Origin of the sequence: Hydrogenophaga sp. (assembly GCF_018780385.1) — a bacterium.
Taxonomy (GTDB): Bacteria; Pseudomonadota; Gammaproteobacteria; order Burkholderiales; family Burkholderiaceae_C; genus Hydrogenophaga.
Window position 1 is genome coordinate 74585 of sequence record NZ_JADMJO010000007.1, and the last position, 16586, is coordinate 91170.

General features: G+C 61.0%; 18 protein-coding genes, 2 pseudogenes and 1 riboswitch. Of the genes and pseudogenes, 19 read left to right on the top strand and 1 reads right to left on the bottom strand.

The genetic code is table 11. The annotated features are described in order from the left end of the window. The first annotated feature begins 3 nt into the window (after positions 1-3). The 15 genes and pseudogenes from IV113_RS06025 (at position 4) to IV113_RS06095 (ending at position 11973) form a co-directional block, all read left to right on the top strand. Complete coding sequence (locus tag IV113_RS06025; RefSeq protein ID WP_291081758.1) at positions 4-675, top strand: response regulator transcription factor; 672 nt, start codon at positions 4-6, stop codon at positions 673-675. Then, complete coding sequence (locus tag IV113_RS06030; RefSeq protein ID WP_291081760.1) at positions 672-2003, top strand: ATP-binding protein; 1332 nt, start codon at positions 672-674, stop codon at positions 2001-2003. The genes IV113_RS06025 and IV113_RS06030 overlap by 4 nt, the downstream gene beginning before the upstream one ends. Positions 2004-2189: 186 nt before the next feature. Then, positions 2190-2525 carry a hypothetical protein gene (locus tag IV113_RS06035; RefSeq protein ID WP_291081762.1) on the top strand — a complete coding sequence of 112 codons (336 nt, stop codon included), beginning with the start codon at positions 2190-2192 and terminating at the stop codon, positions 2523-2525. Further along, the gene (locus tag IV113_RS06040) at positions 2522-2905 is read left to right on the top strand and encodes a hypothetical protein (RefSeq protein WP_291081764.1); all 384 of its coding nucleotides are present in this window, start codon (positions 2522-2524) and stop codon (positions 2903-2905) included. Before IV113_RS06035 ends, IV113_RS06040 begins: the two co-directional genes overlap by 4 nt. Positions 2906-3047: 142 nt before the next feature. Next, positions 3048-3524 (top strand): bacterioferritin, encoded by a 477-nt coding sequence (bfr, locus tag IV113_RS06045; RefSeq protein ID WP_291081766.1) that lies wholly within the window; start codon positions 3048-3050, stop codon positions 3522-3524. A 50-nt stretch (positions 3525-3574) separates the two neighbouring features. Continuing rightward, complete coding sequence (locus IV113_RS06050) at positions 3575-3838, top strand: (2Fe-2S)-binding protein (RefSeq protein ID WP_291081768.1); 264 nt, start codon at positions 3575-3577, stop codon at positions 3836-3838. 924 nt (positions 3839-4762) lie between these two features. Then, positions 4763-6301 (top strand): alkaline phosphatase PhoX, encoded by a 1539-nt coding sequence (locus tag IV113_RS06055; RefSeq protein ID WP_291081769.1) that lies wholly within the window; start codon positions 4763-4765, stop codon positions 6299-6301. A gap of 139 nt (positions 6302-6440) precedes the next feature. Continuing rightward, positions 6441-6690, top strand: a riboswitch (cobalamin riboswitch). Positions 6691-6767: 77 nt separating this feature from the next. Continuing rightward, positions 6768-7061 (top strand): hypothetical protein, encoded by a 294-nt coding sequence (locus IV113_RS06060; RefSeq protein WP_291081771.1) that lies wholly within the window; start codon positions 6768-6770, stop codon positions 7059-7061. A gap of 473 nt (positions 7062-7534) precedes the next feature. Beyond that, positions 7535-8359, top strand: coding sequence for a helical backbone metal receptor (locus tag IV113_RS06065; protein WP_291081819.1), 825 nt, complete (start codon positions 7535-7537; stop codon positions 8357-8359). A 9-nt stretch (positions 8360-8368) separates the two neighbouring features. Then, a pseudogene (locus IV113_RS06070) lies at positions 8369-8662 on the top strand (iron chelate uptake ABC transporter family permease subunit); the annotation flags it as partial. Further along, positions 8659-9054, top strand: a pseudogene (locus tag IV113_RS06075) (ABC transporter ATP-binding protein); the annotation flags it as partial. The pseudogenes IV113_RS06070 and IV113_RS06075, both read left to right, overlap by 4 nt. 189 nt (positions 9055-9243) lie before the next feature. Next, positions 9244-9825: a cob(I)yrinic acid a,c-diamide adenosyltransferase gene (cobO, locus tag IV113_RS06080; RefSeq protein WP_291081773.1), complete on the top strand. Its 582-nt coding sequence runs from the start codon at positions 9244-9246 to the stop codon at positions 9823-9825. 33 nt (positions 9826-9858) lie between these two features. Beyond that, on the top strand, positions 9859-10038 hold the full coding sequence (locus IV113_RS06085; RefSeq protein ID WP_291081775.1) for a hypothetical protein: 180 nt from the start codon (positions 9859-9861) through the stop codon (positions 10036-10038). Positions 10039-10048: 10 nt separating this feature from the next. Beyond that, positions 10049-11014 (top strand): adenosylcobinamide-phosphate synthase CbiB, encoded by a 966-nt coding sequence (gene cbiB / locus IV113_RS06090; RefSeq protein WP_291081777.1) that lies wholly within the window; start codon positions 10049-10051, stop codon positions 11012-11014. Then, a complete protein-coding gene (locus IV113_RS06095) occupies positions 11011-11973 on the top strand; it encodes an aminotransferase class I/II-fold pyridoxal phosphate-dependent enzyme (RefSeq protein ID WP_291081779.1) in 963 nt (320 codons plus the stop codon). Before cbiB ends, IV113_RS06095 begins: the two co-directional genes overlap by 4 nt. 332 nt (positions 11974-12305) lie before the next feature. On the opposite strand, the gene IV113_RS06100 is transcribed toward IV113_RS06095, so the two are convergent. After that, positions 12306-12575 (bottom strand): hypothetical protein, encoded by a 270-nt coding sequence (locus IV113_RS06100; RefSeq protein WP_291081781.1) that lies wholly within the window; start codon positions 12573-12575, stop codon positions 12306-12308. Between IV113_RS06100 and urtA the strand changes: the two genes are divergently transcribed. From urtA to urtD, 4 genes are all read left to right on the top strand, one after another. Next, the gene (urtA, locus tag IV113_RS06105; RefSeq protein WP_291081783.1) at positions 12574-13758 is read left to right on the top strand and encodes an urea ABC transporter substrate-binding protein; all 1185 of its coding nucleotides are present in this window, start codon (positions 12574-12576) and stop codon (positions 13756-13758) included. The genes IV113_RS06100 and urtA overlap by 2 nt on opposite strands. Positions 13759-13823: 65 nt before the next feature. Continuing rightward, the gene (gene urtB, locus IV113_RS06110) at positions 13824-14726 is read left to right on the top strand and encodes an urea ABC transporter permease subunit UrtB (RefSeq protein ID WP_291081785.1); all 903 of its coding nucleotides are present in this window, start codon (positions 13824-13826) and stop codon (positions 14724-14726) included. A gap of 3 nt (positions 14727-14729) precedes the next feature. Beyond that, positions 14730-15773, top strand: a complete 1044-nt coding sequence (gene urtC / locus IV113_RS06115; protein WP_291081787.1) for an urea ABC transporter permease subunit UrtC — start codon at positions 14730-14732, stop codon at positions 15771-15773. A 50-nt stretch (positions 15774-15823) separates the two neighbouring features. Further along, positions 15824-16582, top strand: coding sequence for an urea ABC transporter ATP-binding protein UrtD (urtD, locus tag IV113_RS06120; RefSeq protein ID WP_291081821.1), 759 nt, complete (start codon positions 15824-15826; stop codon positions 16580-16582). The last annotated feature ends 4 nt before the right edge of the window (positions 16583-16586 follow it).

A 16586-nucleotide genomic window follows, 5' to 3' on the forward strand; every position in this document is an offset into this window, starting at 1 on the left:
CCCATGCGCTTGTTACTGATCGAGGACGATGCCGCGCTGCGGCTCACCTTGGCCCGCCAGCTGGAGGCCGATGGGTACCGGGTCGACCAGGCCAGGGACGGCGAAGAGGGCCTGTTTCTGGCGCGCGAGTACCCGGTCGATCTTGTCATCGTTGACCTGGGGTTGCCCAAGCTGAATGGGCTGACCATCGTGCAGCGTCTGAGGCAGGCCGGCAGCGCCCTGCCCATTCTGATCCTCACCGCGCGCGGCAGCTGGCAAGACAAAGTGGTGGGCCTGGAAGCCGGGGCCGACGACTACCTGGTCAAGCCGTTCGAATACCCGGAGCTGGCAGCGCGGCTCAAGGCCTTGCTGCGGCGCTCGCTGGGGGCCTCCACTGACGTGCTGACGCTCGGCCCCCTCAGCATCGACCCGACGGCGCAGGCGGTGCGGCTCAGCGGCGCGGTGCTGGAGCTCACGGCGTTCGAGTACCGCCTGCTTGAGCATCTGGTGCGCCAGCGCCCGGCCATTGTCACCAGGCAGGCGCTGTCGGATTACCTATACCCGCACGGGGAAGATCGCGACAGCAACGTGCTCGAGGTGCTGGTGGGTCGCCTGCGGCGCAAGCTCGACCCCGACGGCAGCGTCGGCCCGATCGAGACCGTGCGGGGGCGGGGCTACCGGTTCACCCTCGAATGAAGGCAGGCTACTCCATCCGTACCCGCCTGCTTCTGGGTGCTGCGGTGGTGCTGCTGGCGTTTATGGCCGGCGCGGGGCTGGCGGTGCAGCGTGCGAATACCGAGAGCGTGCGCGCGGCCTATTTCGGCCGGCTGCAGAGCACCATTTACCTGCTGCTGGCTGCTGCCGAACTCGATGCCGGCGGAGCGCTGGTAATGCCGCCCGAGTTTGCGGAGCCGCGCCTGTCGCTTCCGGGTTCCGGTCTGTACGCGGGTATTTACAACGTGTTGCACAGGGATCAGTGGCAGTCGGCCTCGACCCTGGGCCTGCAGCCACCGTTCCGGCACAGCCTGCAACCCGGTCAATGGCGCAACGAGACGGTGGATGGGGCCGGCAAGTCCTTCCTGTCGGTCAGCTATGCCGTCACCTGGAAGGCCTCCGAGCGTGAGGCACCGCTGGTGCTCACGGTGCTGGAGGACCGCGCGGCCTTCGACCGCGAAGTCGGCGCCTTCACCCGCACCCTTTGGCTCTGGCTGGGGGGTGCTGCCGTGCTGCTGTTGCTGGCGCAGCTGTGGCTGCTGCGGTGGGGCCTGGCGCCGCTGCGGCACGTGGCCAGCGAGATCCGGCGTATCGAAGATGGCGGGCAATCGCGCATCGAGGGCCGCTACCCTACCGAAATCTCCAGCCTCACGGACAACCTGAACAACCTGATCGAGCAGGAGCGCGAGCGCCAGGCCCGACATCGCGACGCGCTGAGCTTTCTCGCCCACAGCCTGAAGACTCCGCTGGCTGTGCTGCGCAGCGCCCTGGCCGAGCCGGCGCAGCTGCCCGCCACCGTGGCCCAGCAGGTGAGCCGCATGGACGACATCGTGCAGCACCAGCTGGGGCGCGCCATCGCCGGGGGCGCCGCGCGCTTTGCGCCGCCACTTCTGGTAGCGCCGATCCTGGAGCGCATTCGCAGCGCGCTGGCCAAGGTGTATGCCGAAAGGGCATTGGACTTCAGCGTCGAGTGCCCGGCCGACCTGGCCTGGCGCATCGACGAGGGCGACTTGTTCGAGATGCTTGGGAACCTGCTGGACAACGGGGCCAAGTGGGCGCGCACCCAGGTCCTGGTGCGGATATGGCGTGAGCCGGGATCCTTGTGCATTCGCATCGAGGACGACGGCCCTGGATTCAGCGACACCGAGTCCATCTTGCAACTGCACGTGCGGGGGGACGAGCGAATGCCCGGGCACGGCGTCGGGCTGGCAGTGGTGAACGACCTGGTGACCAGCCACCAGGGGGAGCTGAAACTTTCAAGTAGCACATTGGGCGGCGGGCGGGTAGACATCGTGTTGCCGGTGCCCTGAGGGACATGCTCCTCAGACTGATCCAGGAAAAACACGGATGCGAAAGGGGGCAACGCTTTTAATGAGAGTGATTCTCATTTAATATGAGGTATCAAGGCTGATCCGGAGCTCCAAGCAGCTCCGGACTGGCAGCCGGCACCTCACGCACCCAAGCGCGAACTCTTTACTCTTATGGAGACTGCTGAGATGAATGAAACAGAACTGCCTGAAACAGAGGAGTTTGTCATGCCATGCGCCGAAGCCATGTTGGCAGGCACGCTTGCTTTGATGACGGGCCACGCCCAGAGCGCTTGTGTGAGCCAACGCGACCTCATGGGGCGCAAGATTCGATCCAATTTGTTTTTTCTCGGTCAACACCCGGGGCTCACGCCGAATTTCCGCACTGTGGTGCAGCGTATGCACCAGCATTGGGATGTGCTCCTGAAGGCCCCTGACCAGAGTCAGAAGTTGACGGAATTGAGAACCGACGATCTCTTGCCCGAGCGACGCCTCTGGCACCCCACCGCATCCACGGTGCAATGAGCACCATACCCATCGACGTGGCGCACGAACACGCCGTTGTGTCGCGTCATCTGGGGAATGTCCAGCACCGGTTGTCAAACCTCATGCGGGAAAAGAACGAAGCGCTCGAAGCCCTGCAACACGAAGTTATACGTTTGCGCGCGGATCTGGTGATTGCGCGAACGCACATTCTTTGGGGCATAGGGATACCAGCGATGTCCGTGAATCGCAAAGTCCGGGCGCCTTACCGGGTGAAGCCATTCGCGTATGTGTCGCATGACCTTGAAGCGGCCAGGCAAACCATCTGTCAAACGGGTTGCACCGGGCATGCACATCACTGGTTGACCGAGGATGGACAATGCCGCTGGAGCGGGCGGGCTTGTGAAACCAGCGCGGACTGATTGATGAAATTTGCCTTTGGAAGCGTGCAAAAGCGTCGTCGCGCTTTGAGCAACGCAGATCGAGCAATGTCGGAAAACTCACACTTAACCGGCGGGAGACGCACAATCGGCAGACGATCAACAACTCACAAAAGGAACACTCATGAAAGGCGACCCGCAGGCCATCGGACACCTACAGGCTCAGTTGAAAAACGAGCTTACCGCCATCAACCAATACTTCGTGCACTACCGCATGCTCAAGCACTGGGGCTTGGACAAGCTTGCGAAGAAGGAATATGAAGAGTCGATCGGCGAGATGAAGCACGCCGACAAGTTGATGGACCGGATTTTCACGCTGGACGGCCTGCCCAACCTGCAGGACCTTGGCAAGCTCAACATTGGCGAAGACGTGCCGGAGATCCTGAGCAGCGACCTGGCGCTGGAGACCGGTGCTCAGAAGACCATCAAGGACGGCATTGCCCACTGCGAGACCGTGCGCGACTACGTTTCGCGCGACCTGCTGCAGGGCATCCTGGACGACACCGAAGAGCACATCGACTTTCTGGAAACCCAGATCGAGCTGATCGACAAGGTGGGTTTGCAGAACTACCTGCAGAGCCAGATGGGTTCGGTCAGCTGAGAAGATCAAAGGGGAGGGTCACCTTTGGTCGGAAGAGGCTCGTTGAATGAATGAGATTCATTATCATCGGATCTGTTTTGCCCGAGCCACTCGCCACGATCGTATGCGTTTGCCACCGCGTTAGCGACAAGACAATTGCACACTGTGCCCGCTCAGGCATGGGGTTCGACGACACTCAGCTTGAGTTGGGTGAGGCAACTCAGTGCGGGCAGTGCGAGGGATGCGCTCGCTCCCTGTGCTCTGAATGCGTGCCAAGAAATGCAGTGGCTCATTTGCAGCGGCAAGATCAGATCGAGCGCACGATTCCTAGTTGAACACTGACGCACAACCCGGCGATCAACAACCGCTGCGAACAGGACTTCTGTTTTTGTTGTCTGCTCGAGATTGACTGCCCCGGTCAGGTGTTTAGGGACCATGCACATCTTTCGCCGAAAGCTGGCATACCTGATCGACCAGGCGACCGACAGATGAACCCCCAGCAGCGGCCACTCAACTGCTATGAGGTACTCCGTGCCGGTCGAGCGAATGCTCCGCGTCAATTCGACCGGGTCTTTGCGACCCAGTTACGCCTGATCTCTTCTGACGAGCCAGCGTGCGCCAGTTGCCAGTGTGCGGATGGAAACGCTGATCTATCACGCACGAAGGGTCTGTACCGCGCAGATGGGTGCGACTGCGGTGATGATCACGATGACCAACCCGCTCGGGCCCGCGGCAGCGTCGCCTCTGCAGACGAATGTGCACGCATTCGACGGCCACCGTGTAACGCTGGACTTATAGGCTCCCTTTGCGGTCGCTGCAGCCCCGAAATAAGTACCCGACCGGGCGTCAACATCGCCTTGGCTTCTCTCAGACGGTATCAACTCGCAGAAATGGACAAATCTGCAATCGACGTGTGACTCGCTCGGGCTGCCATGGAGTTATCACACGGCCTCGCTGCAAAACAGACCCTGGCCGCTTGCGGGTGTACCTATGCTCACTGGCACCAAGCAGTCGTTCGGCACAGCCAGCGCCGTTGAAGTGAACGGCGGCTATGCGAATGGCTGCAGTCGCTGGGCCCGACCGAAGCTGGCTACGCCGTCTTGGCGATCCGCCTGCTGGTGATCAAGAACCTCGCTGGCCTCTTTTTTCACACCTTCTTCATTTAAGTCACCTAGCCTTTAAAACGATCGCACGTTCCTAGTGCGGTCCTGGCGCTGGTCTGGCGCGCCAGCAACCTGCATGACTTTAAGGAGAGAGATGTGAATTCCCCATTGAATCGCCGTCGCTTTATGGAGTTATCGAGTGCAGCAGCGGTCGGCACCGCGCTTGCCCCGCTGGGCCTTTTGAACGCACGCATCGCGTCTGCCCAGCCAAACTGCAGCTACGCGAGTATGACGGTGCCGGGTTTCGGTCCGCTCGCGTTCAACCAACTGCCGCTCAACACTTCCCAGCTGGGCACACTAGCGCAGGTACCCCTGATCGCCTTGCCCCCTGGTTTTGTGTACACCGCCATCTCCCTGCGCGGCTCACTCGACTCTGAGGGAAAAACAGTGCCTGGAGGTCACGACGGAATGGCGTGTTTCCAAGGTCGCTCAGGAACCTATGTGCTGGTCCGCAACCACGAGCTCAACCCGACCTCATCGTCCCCGGGTTGCTTGACGTCAAACAGTAAGCAGTACGACCCCTTCGTCGGCAACGCCGCTGGCTTGGGCGGCGGCGGCACCATGACTTTGGTCGTCGATCGTAACGGGCAGGTATTGCAGGACTACATCTCTCTCGGCGGCACCATCCGCAACTGCGCCGGCGGTCCCACGCCGTGGTCGTCCTGGATCAGCTGCGAGGAGAACACGAACGTTCCCACCAGCGCCTCCTCCAATCAAGTGGCCAAGAAGCACGGCTACAACTTCGAGGTTCCTGCACTTTTGGGGCAGGCCGTCGACCCAATTCCTCTGGTGGCGATGGGTCGCATGAACCATGAAGCCGTCTCTGCCGATCCGAACAGCGGCTACATCTACCAGACGGAAGACCGCGGCGACAGCGCCTTCTACCGCTTCGTGCCCAAGGTCCGCAAGCCAAGCAAGTTCGGCGACCTGCAGCAAGGTGGTGACCTCTATGCGATGGTCATCAAGCCCGGTCAGCGGTCCGCCTGCACCGGCGCGCCTTTGCCGCTCAGCAGTCCCCAGGGCACCGAGGTCGTCGACACACGCGGCCTGAGGGGCGGCTCAACGGGCAGCATGCTGCCCTTCATTGGCCAGCCGCTGGCCGTGGAGTGGGTGCGTCTGGAGGAGGTGGATCCCGCGGGCGATACGCTGCGCGCCGAAGCGCAGACCAAGGGCGCGGCGATGTGGTTCCGTGGAGAGGGAGCCTGGTATCACCAGGGCAGGCACTACTTCGTTTGCAGCAACGCTGGCGACGCCGGCGAGGGGCAGGTGTGGTGTCTTGACCCGCGCAACGAGACCGTGACCTTGGTGGTCGAATCGACTTCCGAAAACTTGCTGGACGGCCCGGACAACATCACGGTAGCCCGTGACGGAACGCTGTACCTTTGCGAAGACGGAAGCGCTGGCACGCCCGGCAACGCCAATTACAGCCAGCGCGTGGTCGGTGTGGACGCGACGGGAGGCCTGTTCGACTTCTGCAAGAACATCATCCCAGGAAACACCTCAGAGTTTGCGGGCGCCTGCTTCTCACCCGACGGCCGCTACATGTACGTCAACATGCAGGGGGCAGGCATTACGCTTTGCATCTGGCGGTCAGACAGCCGTCCGATCTACCTGCGCCCGGGCTTCGCCAGCTGAGTTTCGCAGCCTTAAGGGGCCGGTCGGCAATCGACCGGCTCGGTACTCTCGCGTCCATCACCATTGATGTCGCAGACGCAAGAGTTACTGCTGAGATCTACGAGCGCACGGAGATCTAATCGGGTACGGCGCCGCCCATAGCTACAATCGAATCGTTGGTGCTCGCAGCATGATTCACGTGCTGCAGTTCAACGGGAAGCAGGGGGGCTAGTCCACAAGGACGAGCCTAACCTGCGCTGCCCCCGCAACGGTAAGCAGACGAGAGACCTGACGCAGATCGGGCGACTCCGCTTTCATCACGCAGCCACTGGACGACCGCCGTGTCGTCTGGGAAGGCGATGGAGGTTGTTCTGTCAGCCCGGATACCGGCCAACAAGGTAGTGGTGCGTCTGACAATAGTCGCGCCGCCGTGACGCTCATGCACCGTCGGGGAAGGCGGTGAGGGCATGTCTCTTGTTCTTTCATCATGAAAACCCGAAACTTGCTTGGGCCATTGCTCGCGCTGTTCCTTGCCGTTCTGGCCTCATTGCCTTCTTACGCCCAGTCCATGGAGCCAAAAGGTCTTCCCGAGACTGCCATTACAGAGACTCGTGTTGAAACGTCTTCAGCTGCAGTCCGTGGTGACGTTGTAGTGATCGACACCAACGTTTTGGAGCAATTCAAAGGGCGGACGCTCTCCGAGGTGATTTCACGCAACGCTGGCCTACAAATGTCTACCAACGGCGGTTCAGTAAAACAACCCAGTTTATTTTTGCATTGAACAGAGGCGCATCACGACCTGCTTCTCATCGATGGAGTTCGGTACGGTTCCTCGACGTCTGGCAGCGCCGACTGGGACAACATTGCGCTGTCCTCTATTCATGCAGAAACGCCTTGCATCTCTCGGACAACAACTGCTAGCGCTGCCAGCTGGAGCAGTGCGTGGCCACACGCTTAACTATTCACTCTGTGAAACCAAGTTGGAGCTGGTTCGCCAAACCGAATCTGCGCTCGGAGGAACCAGCGGAAAAGGCGAGGTCGTGTTCCAGTCGGGCTCCGTGCAAGCGACGTACTTCCACGCGTGGCTTGCCTCCTTCTTCCACGCGCGGTTTGCCGCCAACCCTGTGCCCACGGCGTCTCTGCTCCTTCCAGGAGCCACCAATTGACCTCCGACCGCTGCTCAGACTTAAAGGAGTCAGCATGAAAGACTTCACCATCAAACCTTGGCTGAGGGTTGCCGTACTGCTGTGCGGCATGGGCAACCTTCACGCCGCCGGCCTTCGGGTTACCGACGACCGCGGCGTGGAGGTGTCGCTGCCGAAGTCGCCACAGCGCATTGTCTCGTTGTTACCCTCGCTCACCGAGACCGTGTGCGAGCTCGGCCAGTGCAATCGGCTGGTAGGGGTAGATCGGTATTCCAACCACCCAGCTTCGGTTCGAGACCTGCCCAAGGCGGGTGGCGTCATCGACCCCAACATCGAAGCTATCGTGGCGCTCAAACCCGACGTGGTGCTCATGGCCACCTCGTCCCGCGGCGTGCAGCGTTTGGAAGCGCTGGGCCTGAATGTGCTGGCCATGGATCCCAAAAGCTCGGCCGACGCGCAACGTGTCATGGGCAAGCTTGGCCAACTGCTGGAAGTTCCCGATGCGCAGCGGATCTGGCGTGCTGTGGAAGCAGGCGTGATGGCTGAGGCGCAGTCACTGCCACCTCGCGCACGCTCGCTGCGCGTGTACTACGAGGTCAGCGCCGGTGGTTACGCGGCGGGCACGCAGTCGTTCATCGGCGAAATGATGGCGCGCCTGGGCGTGCAGAACATCGTGACCCCCGATCTCGGACCGTTCCCGCGCATCAACCCCGAGTACGTCGTGCGCGCGAACCCCGACCTCATCATGATCGGCGTGCGCAACGTGCAGGGTATGGAGCATCGTCCCGGATGGCGCGGCATGCGAGCCTTGCGTGAGCAGCGAGTGTGCGTGTTCACAGCAGAAGAATCCGACGTGCTGGTACGCCCCGGCCCACGCATGGCCGAAGCCGCCCGGGTGATGGCGCGCTGCATTCAGGAAAAGGGCTTAATGTGAGCGGGTGTCCTAGTGGTGGTGCTGGCGCAGACCACGGGTGCGGCTGTGGCGCAAACCGGTTTGATCGCCTTCGTGGGTCTGGCTTCTCCGCACCTCGTGCGCTCCATCGTCAAGACCACACACGGCCGCCTGCTGGTGTTGAGCGCCATGATGGGGGGCCTGTTGCTGATGGCCGCCGATGTGCTCGCACGCTGGATCATCGCGCCGCAGGAACTGCCGGTGGGCGTGCTCACTGCGGTGCTGGGGGGCAGCTACCTGTTGTTGCTGATCCACCGGCGGCGTCGGCCCGGAGGTGGGCTGTGAAGCGGGCCTTGCAAGCCACGGGCATCTGTGTCGAGCTGGGCGCCATCCGTGTGCTGCACGGCATCGATTTGGATTTTTCTGCCGAACGCTGGACCAGCGTTGTGGGCCCCAACGGCGCTGGCAAGTCCACCCTGCTGAAGGCGCTGGCCGGTCTGCTGCGGCACAGCGGTCGGGTGCAGCTGATGGGCCGACCACTGGCGCAGTGGCGTGGCCGCGAACGCGCGCGCTGCCTGGCCTGGCTGGGGCAGGGCGAGCAGGGGGCGGACGACCTCAGTGTGTGGGACGTGGCCATGCTCGGGCGCCTGCCGCACCAACCCTGGCTGGCTCCGCCTTCGCACGCCGACCGGGTGGCCGTGGCGCAGGCCCTGCGAACCACCCAGGGATTGGAATGGCGAGAGCCGCATGGCGCTGCACGCACGCCAGATGGTAGTAATCGCGAAAGACTAGGTGGTACAGCAGGGCTATTGCCAAGACCTTGTCACCCATCAGGCGCTGGGAAGATCTTTGACCACCGCATCGCCATCCATTCGCTGAGTGAGCAGTGACTGGTTCAGCTTCGTTAATGTTTCTGGAGTCCGCACATGCAGATCGAATCCCCCCCGACCGACAAGCAATACGACAAGCCCGAAGGTGAACGCCGCGGCCTGGTGATCGTGCACACGGGCGACGGCAAGGGCAAAAGCACGGCAGCCTTTGGGCTTGCGCTGCGTGCATTCGGCCGCACGCATGTGCACGGCAAGCTGGTGAAGATTTTCCAGTTCATGAAAGTACCCAGTGCTCGCTTCGGTGAGCACCGAATCTTCGAGCAGCTCGGGCTGCCGATCGAGGGGTTGGGCGACGGCTTCAGCTGGAAGAGTCAGGACCTGGAACATTCCGCCCAGCTCGCGCGAGATGGCTGGCTGAAAGCCCGCGCTGCGATTTTGGGGGGTGATTACTTCATGGTCACTCTCGACGAGCTGACCTACCCGCTGATTTACGGTTGGCTGCCGCTTGACGACGTGTTGCAGACGCTGCGAGATCGTCCGCGCCATGTGCACGTGGTCATCACCGGGCGCCGCTGCCCACCCGAGATCATTGAACTGGCCGATACCGTAACCGAGATGACCTTGGTGAAACACGCATTCAAGGCGGGCATTCCCGCCCAGCGCGGCATTGAAGATTGACTCTGTTCACGAAAGAAAAGAACCATCACTAAGATGACTCTGAACGAACCGCCTGCACGTCCCGTGGCTCGCCCCTCTGTTGTAGCCACGACTACCGAACGCTGGTCTCTCGACGTCCTTTACGTCGAGAAGCCGCTCAGCAGCGGCAACTCCGGCATGGCGGCCGACATGGCCCTGTTGGTCAAGCTGGTCCTGCGGGCGCGGCGCGCCTGAGGTAACAGTCATGGCCGAACTGTGGCCCACCTCCGTCGCGGCACCGCTTGCGGTGCTGGTAGCGCTTGCGCTGGACCTTGCCCTGGGTGAACCGCCGGCACGCTGGCATCCAGTTGTGGCCATAGGGCGTTACTTGAGCTGCATGGGCTCCCGCGTGGCGCCCGCCATGGATGCGCCGCCCCAAGCGGCACGCGCCTTCGTCGGTGGTGCGCTGGCCTGGTGCCTGGGTGCTTCGCTGATCGTGGTCTTTGCGCTGGTGTTGGTAGGGCACATGGCTGGTTGGGTGTGGTGGGCGAAAGCGCTGGCGCTCGGCGTGCTGCTCAAACCGCTGTTGGCCTGGCGCATGCTGAGCGACGAGGTGCGAGCAGTCGAAGCCGCACTGAGCGAGTCGTTGCCAGCCGGGCGGGCACGCTTGGCCTGGCTGGTGAGCCGCGACGTGAGTGCGCTCGACGCGTCGCAGGTGCGCGAAAGCGCCATTGAGTCGCTGGCCGAGAACCTCAACGACTCGGTGGTGGCGCCGTTGTTCTGGTTCGTCGTGGCGGGGCTTCCAGGTGCCGCGCTCTACCGCTTCGCCAACACGGCCGACGCCATGTGGGGCTACCGTGGCGAGCGCAGCGGCCGCGACTGGACCTGGGCCGGCAAGTGGGCAGCGCGAGCCGACGACGTGTTGTCATGGCTGCCTGCGCGCATCACAGGCGTGTTGCTGGGTGTACTTGGCGCAGCGGGTGGATGGCACACGCTGGCTGAGCAGGCGCGGCGCACCCCGTCGCCCAACAGCGGCTGGCCGATGGCGGCGATGGCGCTGGCGCTTGACGTGCGGTTAAGAAAACCCGGCGTGTACGAACTGCATGGCGCGGGCCGCAGCCCGGAGGCGGCCGACACAGTACAAGCGCTTCGGCTGGCCACTCGCGTGGTGACAGTTCTCACTATGGCCGCGCTGCTGTGGGCGGGCTTTGCAGCGAAAGGCATGCCATGACGAACGCTCACGGCGGCCCCGACGCCCTGGGGGTTCCCCGCTGGGACTTCTCCACCAACGCCAACGCCTGCGGTCCGTGCCCGAGCGCCCTCGCAGCCGTGCAGCAGGCCGATGTCCGCCATTACCCCGACCCCGCGTACACAGCCCTGCGCGAATCGCTCGCAGCCTTTCACGCGGTGGATGCCGCACGTATTGTGCTGGCCGGAAGCGCGAGCGAGTTCATTGGCCGCTTCACCGGCTGGATGGCGCGCGAGGGAGCCCATCGCGTCTGGCTGCCAGAGCTGGCTTACGGTGACTATGCCCACGCGGCGCAGGCCTGGAAGTTTGAGCGCGTGCAAGACCCGGCGCGTGCACAGCTGGCCTGGTTGTGCGAGCCATCGAGTCCGCTGGGTCAGGCCGAGCCGATGGCGCAGGTTGTGGCGGTCTCAGGCGCACAGGTGGTGCTAGACCGCGCCTACGAACCGCTGCGGCTGAGCGGGCGGTGCAGCCTCGAGCCGGAAACATTACAGCAGGTGTGGCAACTGTGGACACCCAACAAGGCGATGGGGCTGACGGGAGTGCGCGGCGCGTATGCCATCGCCCCGTTGCACGCGCTGGCGGAAGCGAGAGCACTCGAGAAGCTGGCGCCCTCGTGGCCGCTGGGTTCGCACGCTGTGGCTCTGCTAGCAGCTTGGATGTTGCCCGCCGCACAAGATTGGCTAGAGGAGACCTTGGGGACTTTGCGCGACTGGAAGCGCAGACAGCTATGCATGCTGACCGATTTGGGCTGGCGCGTGCTACCCAGCGAAGCCAACTACCTCTGCGCGTCACCTTCGCGCCCGTTTGACGAACATGCCATGCGCGCAGCAGGCATTAAGCTGCGTGACACCACCAGTTTTGGTTTGCCGAATCATTGGCGTTTGGGTGTATTGAGCCCGCAAGCTCAAGACGCCTTCCTTTTGGCAACACACAACAAGTGACCTGTAGATTCTCGGGGTAGTTATCCAACATAGGTACAGCCAAGCGATGGCAGCGTTCTCAGGAGTTGAGTCTTTCGATCCTCCCTGGCAACGCCTTCCCCTTCGATGCAGACACAACTTGTACTGCGGAAGAATGGCCACCAGATCGCGAGCGATCATGTCGACCCGCAGGACCAATTCACTGGTGCAATCTCCGCAGCTGCATTAGTTCTAGAGTTGGTCACCTGCCGTTCGTGCAACCTGCTTTCTACGAAGTAGTAAGGGTATCTCCTATGGTGCGAGGTTTTGGCAGCGCATAAAAATGCGTTTGTCGAGAAATCGTCACCACTCATTCAACGTCGACTGCCAGTGCTGCCAGTCAGATGTTGGGCAAAAAAGCCCGAATCGGAATAACTCCGGTTCGGGCTTTTTCGTTTTCTGTCTTTCAACTTCGCTTCGGTCGAGATCACACCCTCGTCCGGCTGGCGGAGCCTTGCTTGATCGGAATTCTGTTGGGCTGTGGCGGTTGCTTGTCGGAGATCTTCTGTGTCTAGGGCTAACTTTTTCACAGGTGGATCACAGGTCGTCATTTCCGTAAACACAACTGCCAGGAGCTTGACCATGACTGAACTGAATCGCCGCGACATTATGAAGACCGGAGGATCGATACTGATCCTTGGCGCAGCCGGGGGGGTGCCTGCAATCGCATCAGCGCAAGAGACCGTAAAACTGGGGCTCTTGCATTCGCTGTCGGGCACCATCGCCATTGCGGAGGCGTCCTTGGTCGATGCAGAAAAGCTTGCCATTGAGGAGATCAACGCCAGCGGTGGCGTCATGGGACGGAAGATCGAAGCTGTGGTCGAAGATGGTGCCAGCGACAACTCGGTTTTCGCAGAAAAGGCCCGCAAGCTTTTGGAGCGAGACAAAGTGGCTGCCATCGTGGGTTGCTACACCTCCGCCTCAAGAAAAGCGGTTCTGCCCGCACTCGGACGTGCCAAAGGTTTGCTGTACTACCCGACGTACTACGAAGGCCAAGAACAGGACAAACAGGTTTTCTATCCATCGCAGGAGGCCACCCAATCGGTCATCGCCGCTGTGGAGTGGCTCGCTCGTGAAAAGGGCAAGACCTTCTTCTTGGTCGGCTCCGACTACATCTATCCGCGCACCTGCAACAAGATTGCCAAACCCACTATCGTGAAAGCGGGCGGCAAGGTGCTGGGAGAGGAATACGCCCCACTGGGTCACACCGAGTTCTCCTCGATCATCAACAAGATCAAGGCCGCAAAACCAGACTGCATCTACAGCACAGTCGTCGGTGGCTCCAACGTGGCCTTCTACAAGCAACTGCGCGCGGCTGGCCTTGACGGCTCGAAGCAGGTGCTGTTGTCCACGGTGGTTTCTGAAAATGAAATCGAAGGCATCGGTAAAGACAACGCCGCCGGCTATTTCGCCTGCATGGGCTATTTCCAGAGCATCAAGTCTCCCGACAACGAGAAGTTCGTCAAGGCTTTCAAAGCCAAGTATGGGCAAGACCGTGTCATTGGTGACCCGATGCAGGTTGCCTACAACAGCGTCTACCTGTGGAAGATGGCTGTCGAGAAGGCCAAATCATTCGAAGTGGACAAGGTGATTGCCGCCTCCGGAGGGATCGAGCTGGCAGCTCCTGAGGGAACCGTGCGCATGCATGCAACGAACCACCATGTGTGGAAGAAGGTGCGTATCGGACGTGCACGCCCTGACGGTCAATTTGACATCGTGTGGGAAGCCCCCGCGTTGGTTGAGCCCAATCCTTTCCCAAAGATCTGAGGGATCAGGATCGGTGACCGAGTGCCGCTGGCGCTCGGTCATCCCAACGCATCAGGAGCGGCAGGATGAATTTCGATATTGCAGTGATGCAGATGTTCAACGGGGTCAGCCTGTTCAGCATTCTGTTGCTGATGGCGATCGGTTTGGCCGTGGTGTTCGGTCTCATGGGCGTGATCAACATGGCCCATGGCGAATTGATGGCCTTGGGTGCGTACATGACGTACGTGGCATCGCTGGCCTTCGAGCGTTGGGCGCCAGCCTGGATGGATGTGTACCTCTTCGTCGCCATCCCCTTCGCATTCATGGTGACGTTTGCGTTTGGCTACGCACTGGAACGCGGCTTCATCCGCTTCTTCTACAACCGTCCGCTAGACACCTTGCTGGCCACCTGGGGCCTGAGCCTCATCATGCAGCAGACCTACCGCACCGTCTTCGGCGCGCAAGAGGTGAGCGTACCCCTGCCCACTTGGCTCGCCGGCGCCTGGGAACCGGTGACGGGCATACAGCTGCCGATCACTCGCATCTTCATCGTTGGTCTGACGATCACGGTTGCAGTAGCGGTCTACCTGTTGTTGTATCGGACTCGCTGGGGCGTGAAGGTTCGTGCAGTGACGCAGAACCGTGCAATTGCCGGCGCCACGGGAATCAATACCCAGCGCGTTGACGCCCTCACGTTTGCGCTCGGTTCGGGTCTGGCCGGTATCGCTGGATGCGTGTTCACCATGATCGGCTCCACCAACCCAGGCACCGGTCAGCTCTACATCGTTGATTCCTTCATCGTCGTGGTTTTCGGTGGCGTGCAAAGCCTTGCGGGTACAGCGCTGTCTGCTTTTGCCATCGCTCAGACGCAAACGTGGCTTGAGTTCCTCATGAGCGGATCGATGGCCAAAGCCACCATCCTGTTGCTTGTCATTGTGGTTCTCTACTTCCGACCGAACGGCCTGTTTGCTTTGCGTACTCGGAGTTGAACCATGCAAGACAACAAACACAAGCGCAGCTTCATCTCCACCATCCTCTTGATCGGTCTCTTGGTGGTGGTGCTGCCGCTCGTGCTGGATCCATTTCGCCTGAATCTGATCGGCAAGTATCTGGCGTTCGCCTTTGTTGCGCTCGGCATCGTGCTGACCTGGGGCTACGGGGGCATCTTGAGCCTGGGCCAAGGTGTGTTCTTCGGCCTCGGTGGTTACATGATGGCGATGTTTCTGAAGCTCGAAGCTTCGGCACCTGAACTCCCGGATTTCATGGTCTGGAGCAGTGTGGAGCAACTTCCAACCTGGTGGATTCCTTTCAAATCTCTTGGACTCACAGTGCTGTGCATCGTGGTGATTCCAGTTGTATTGGCCTACGTGTTTTCGTACGCGATTTTTCGCCGTCGGGTCAGCGGCGTGTACTTCGCCATCGTGACGCTGTCCTTGGCGCTCACCCTCACCGTTGTGGTGGTCGGCCAGCAAGGGGATACGGGCGGCGCCAACGGCATCACGGATTTTCGAACTTTACTCGGCATGGACATCCTGTCCGATCACTCGCTGAGGATTTTGTATTTCGTCGAAGTCGCGGTGCTGTCGCTGGCCATGCTGTTGTCGTTGGCGGTGGTGCGCAGCCGCTTCGGAAAGATCCTGATCGCCATTCGTGACCGCGAAGACCGCGTGCGATTCAGTGGCTACGACACTGCACATATGAAGGCGTTTGTCTTTGCCTGTGGAGCCTTGCTGGCGTCCTTGGGCGGAGCATTTTTCACCCTTCAGGTCGGTCTCATTGCACCCAGTGTCATCGGTGTCGTGGCGTCGGTGGAAATGGTGATTTACGCCGCCGTGGGTGGACGCATGTCTGTGCCGGGTGCTGTCGTTGGTGCCTTGCTCATCGGCTTCCTCAAGTCGTACTTGTCGGAGGCATTTCCCGAGGGTTGGCTCTACTTTTTGGGAGCTGTCTTCATCCTGGTGGTGTGGGTCATGCCCAACGGGTTGGCGGGGCTGATGGACCAGTGGTCCAACCGCCGTCGGAGCAGGGCTACGTGATGAATGTCAGCGCCACTCTCCCAAGAGCCCAACACAACGGTGCAAATCCTATGTCTCAAACGGTGACCCATACGAGTGGAAAAGTGCTCGTCGTTGAAGACCTCACGGTCTCGTTCGATGGTTTCAAAGCGGTGGACTCCCTGAGTCTTTCTGTGGACCGAAACGAGCTGCGCGTGATCATCGGGCCCAACGGTGCGGGCAAGACCACGTTGCTCGACATGATCTGCGGAAAGACCAAGCCTACGTCGGGGCGGGTGATGTTCAACGACATGGACATCACGCGCCTGACCGAGCACCAGATTGTGCGGGCGGGCGTAGGTCGAAAATTTCAGACGCCATCGGTTTACGAGGACCTCACGGTGCTCGAAAACCTCGAAATTTCCCTCCCTCGCACACACGGTGTCTTTCAGTCTTTGACCTTTCGGCGAACGCCCGAGGTCATGGACCGCATTCATGCGATGGCCGAGAAGATCTATCTCATCGAGGCCATCCACAGTCGCGCCGGCCAGCTCAGCCATGGACAAAAGCAGTGGCTGGAAATCGGGATGTTGCTCATGCAGGAGTCATCCCTGCTGCTGCTCGACGAACCCGTGGCGGGCATGAGTCCTCGTGAGCGCGAGCAGACCGGTGATTTGCTCAGCCTCATCGCTGCCGGCAAGTCCGTGATCGTGATCGAGCACGACATGGACTTCGTCAAACGCATTGCGCACAAGGTCACCGTACTCCATCAGGGAAAGCTCTTGAGCGAAGGCAGCGCAAGCGAGGTTCAGCAAGATCCCCGCGTCATCGACGTTTATCTTGGCCATTGAGGAG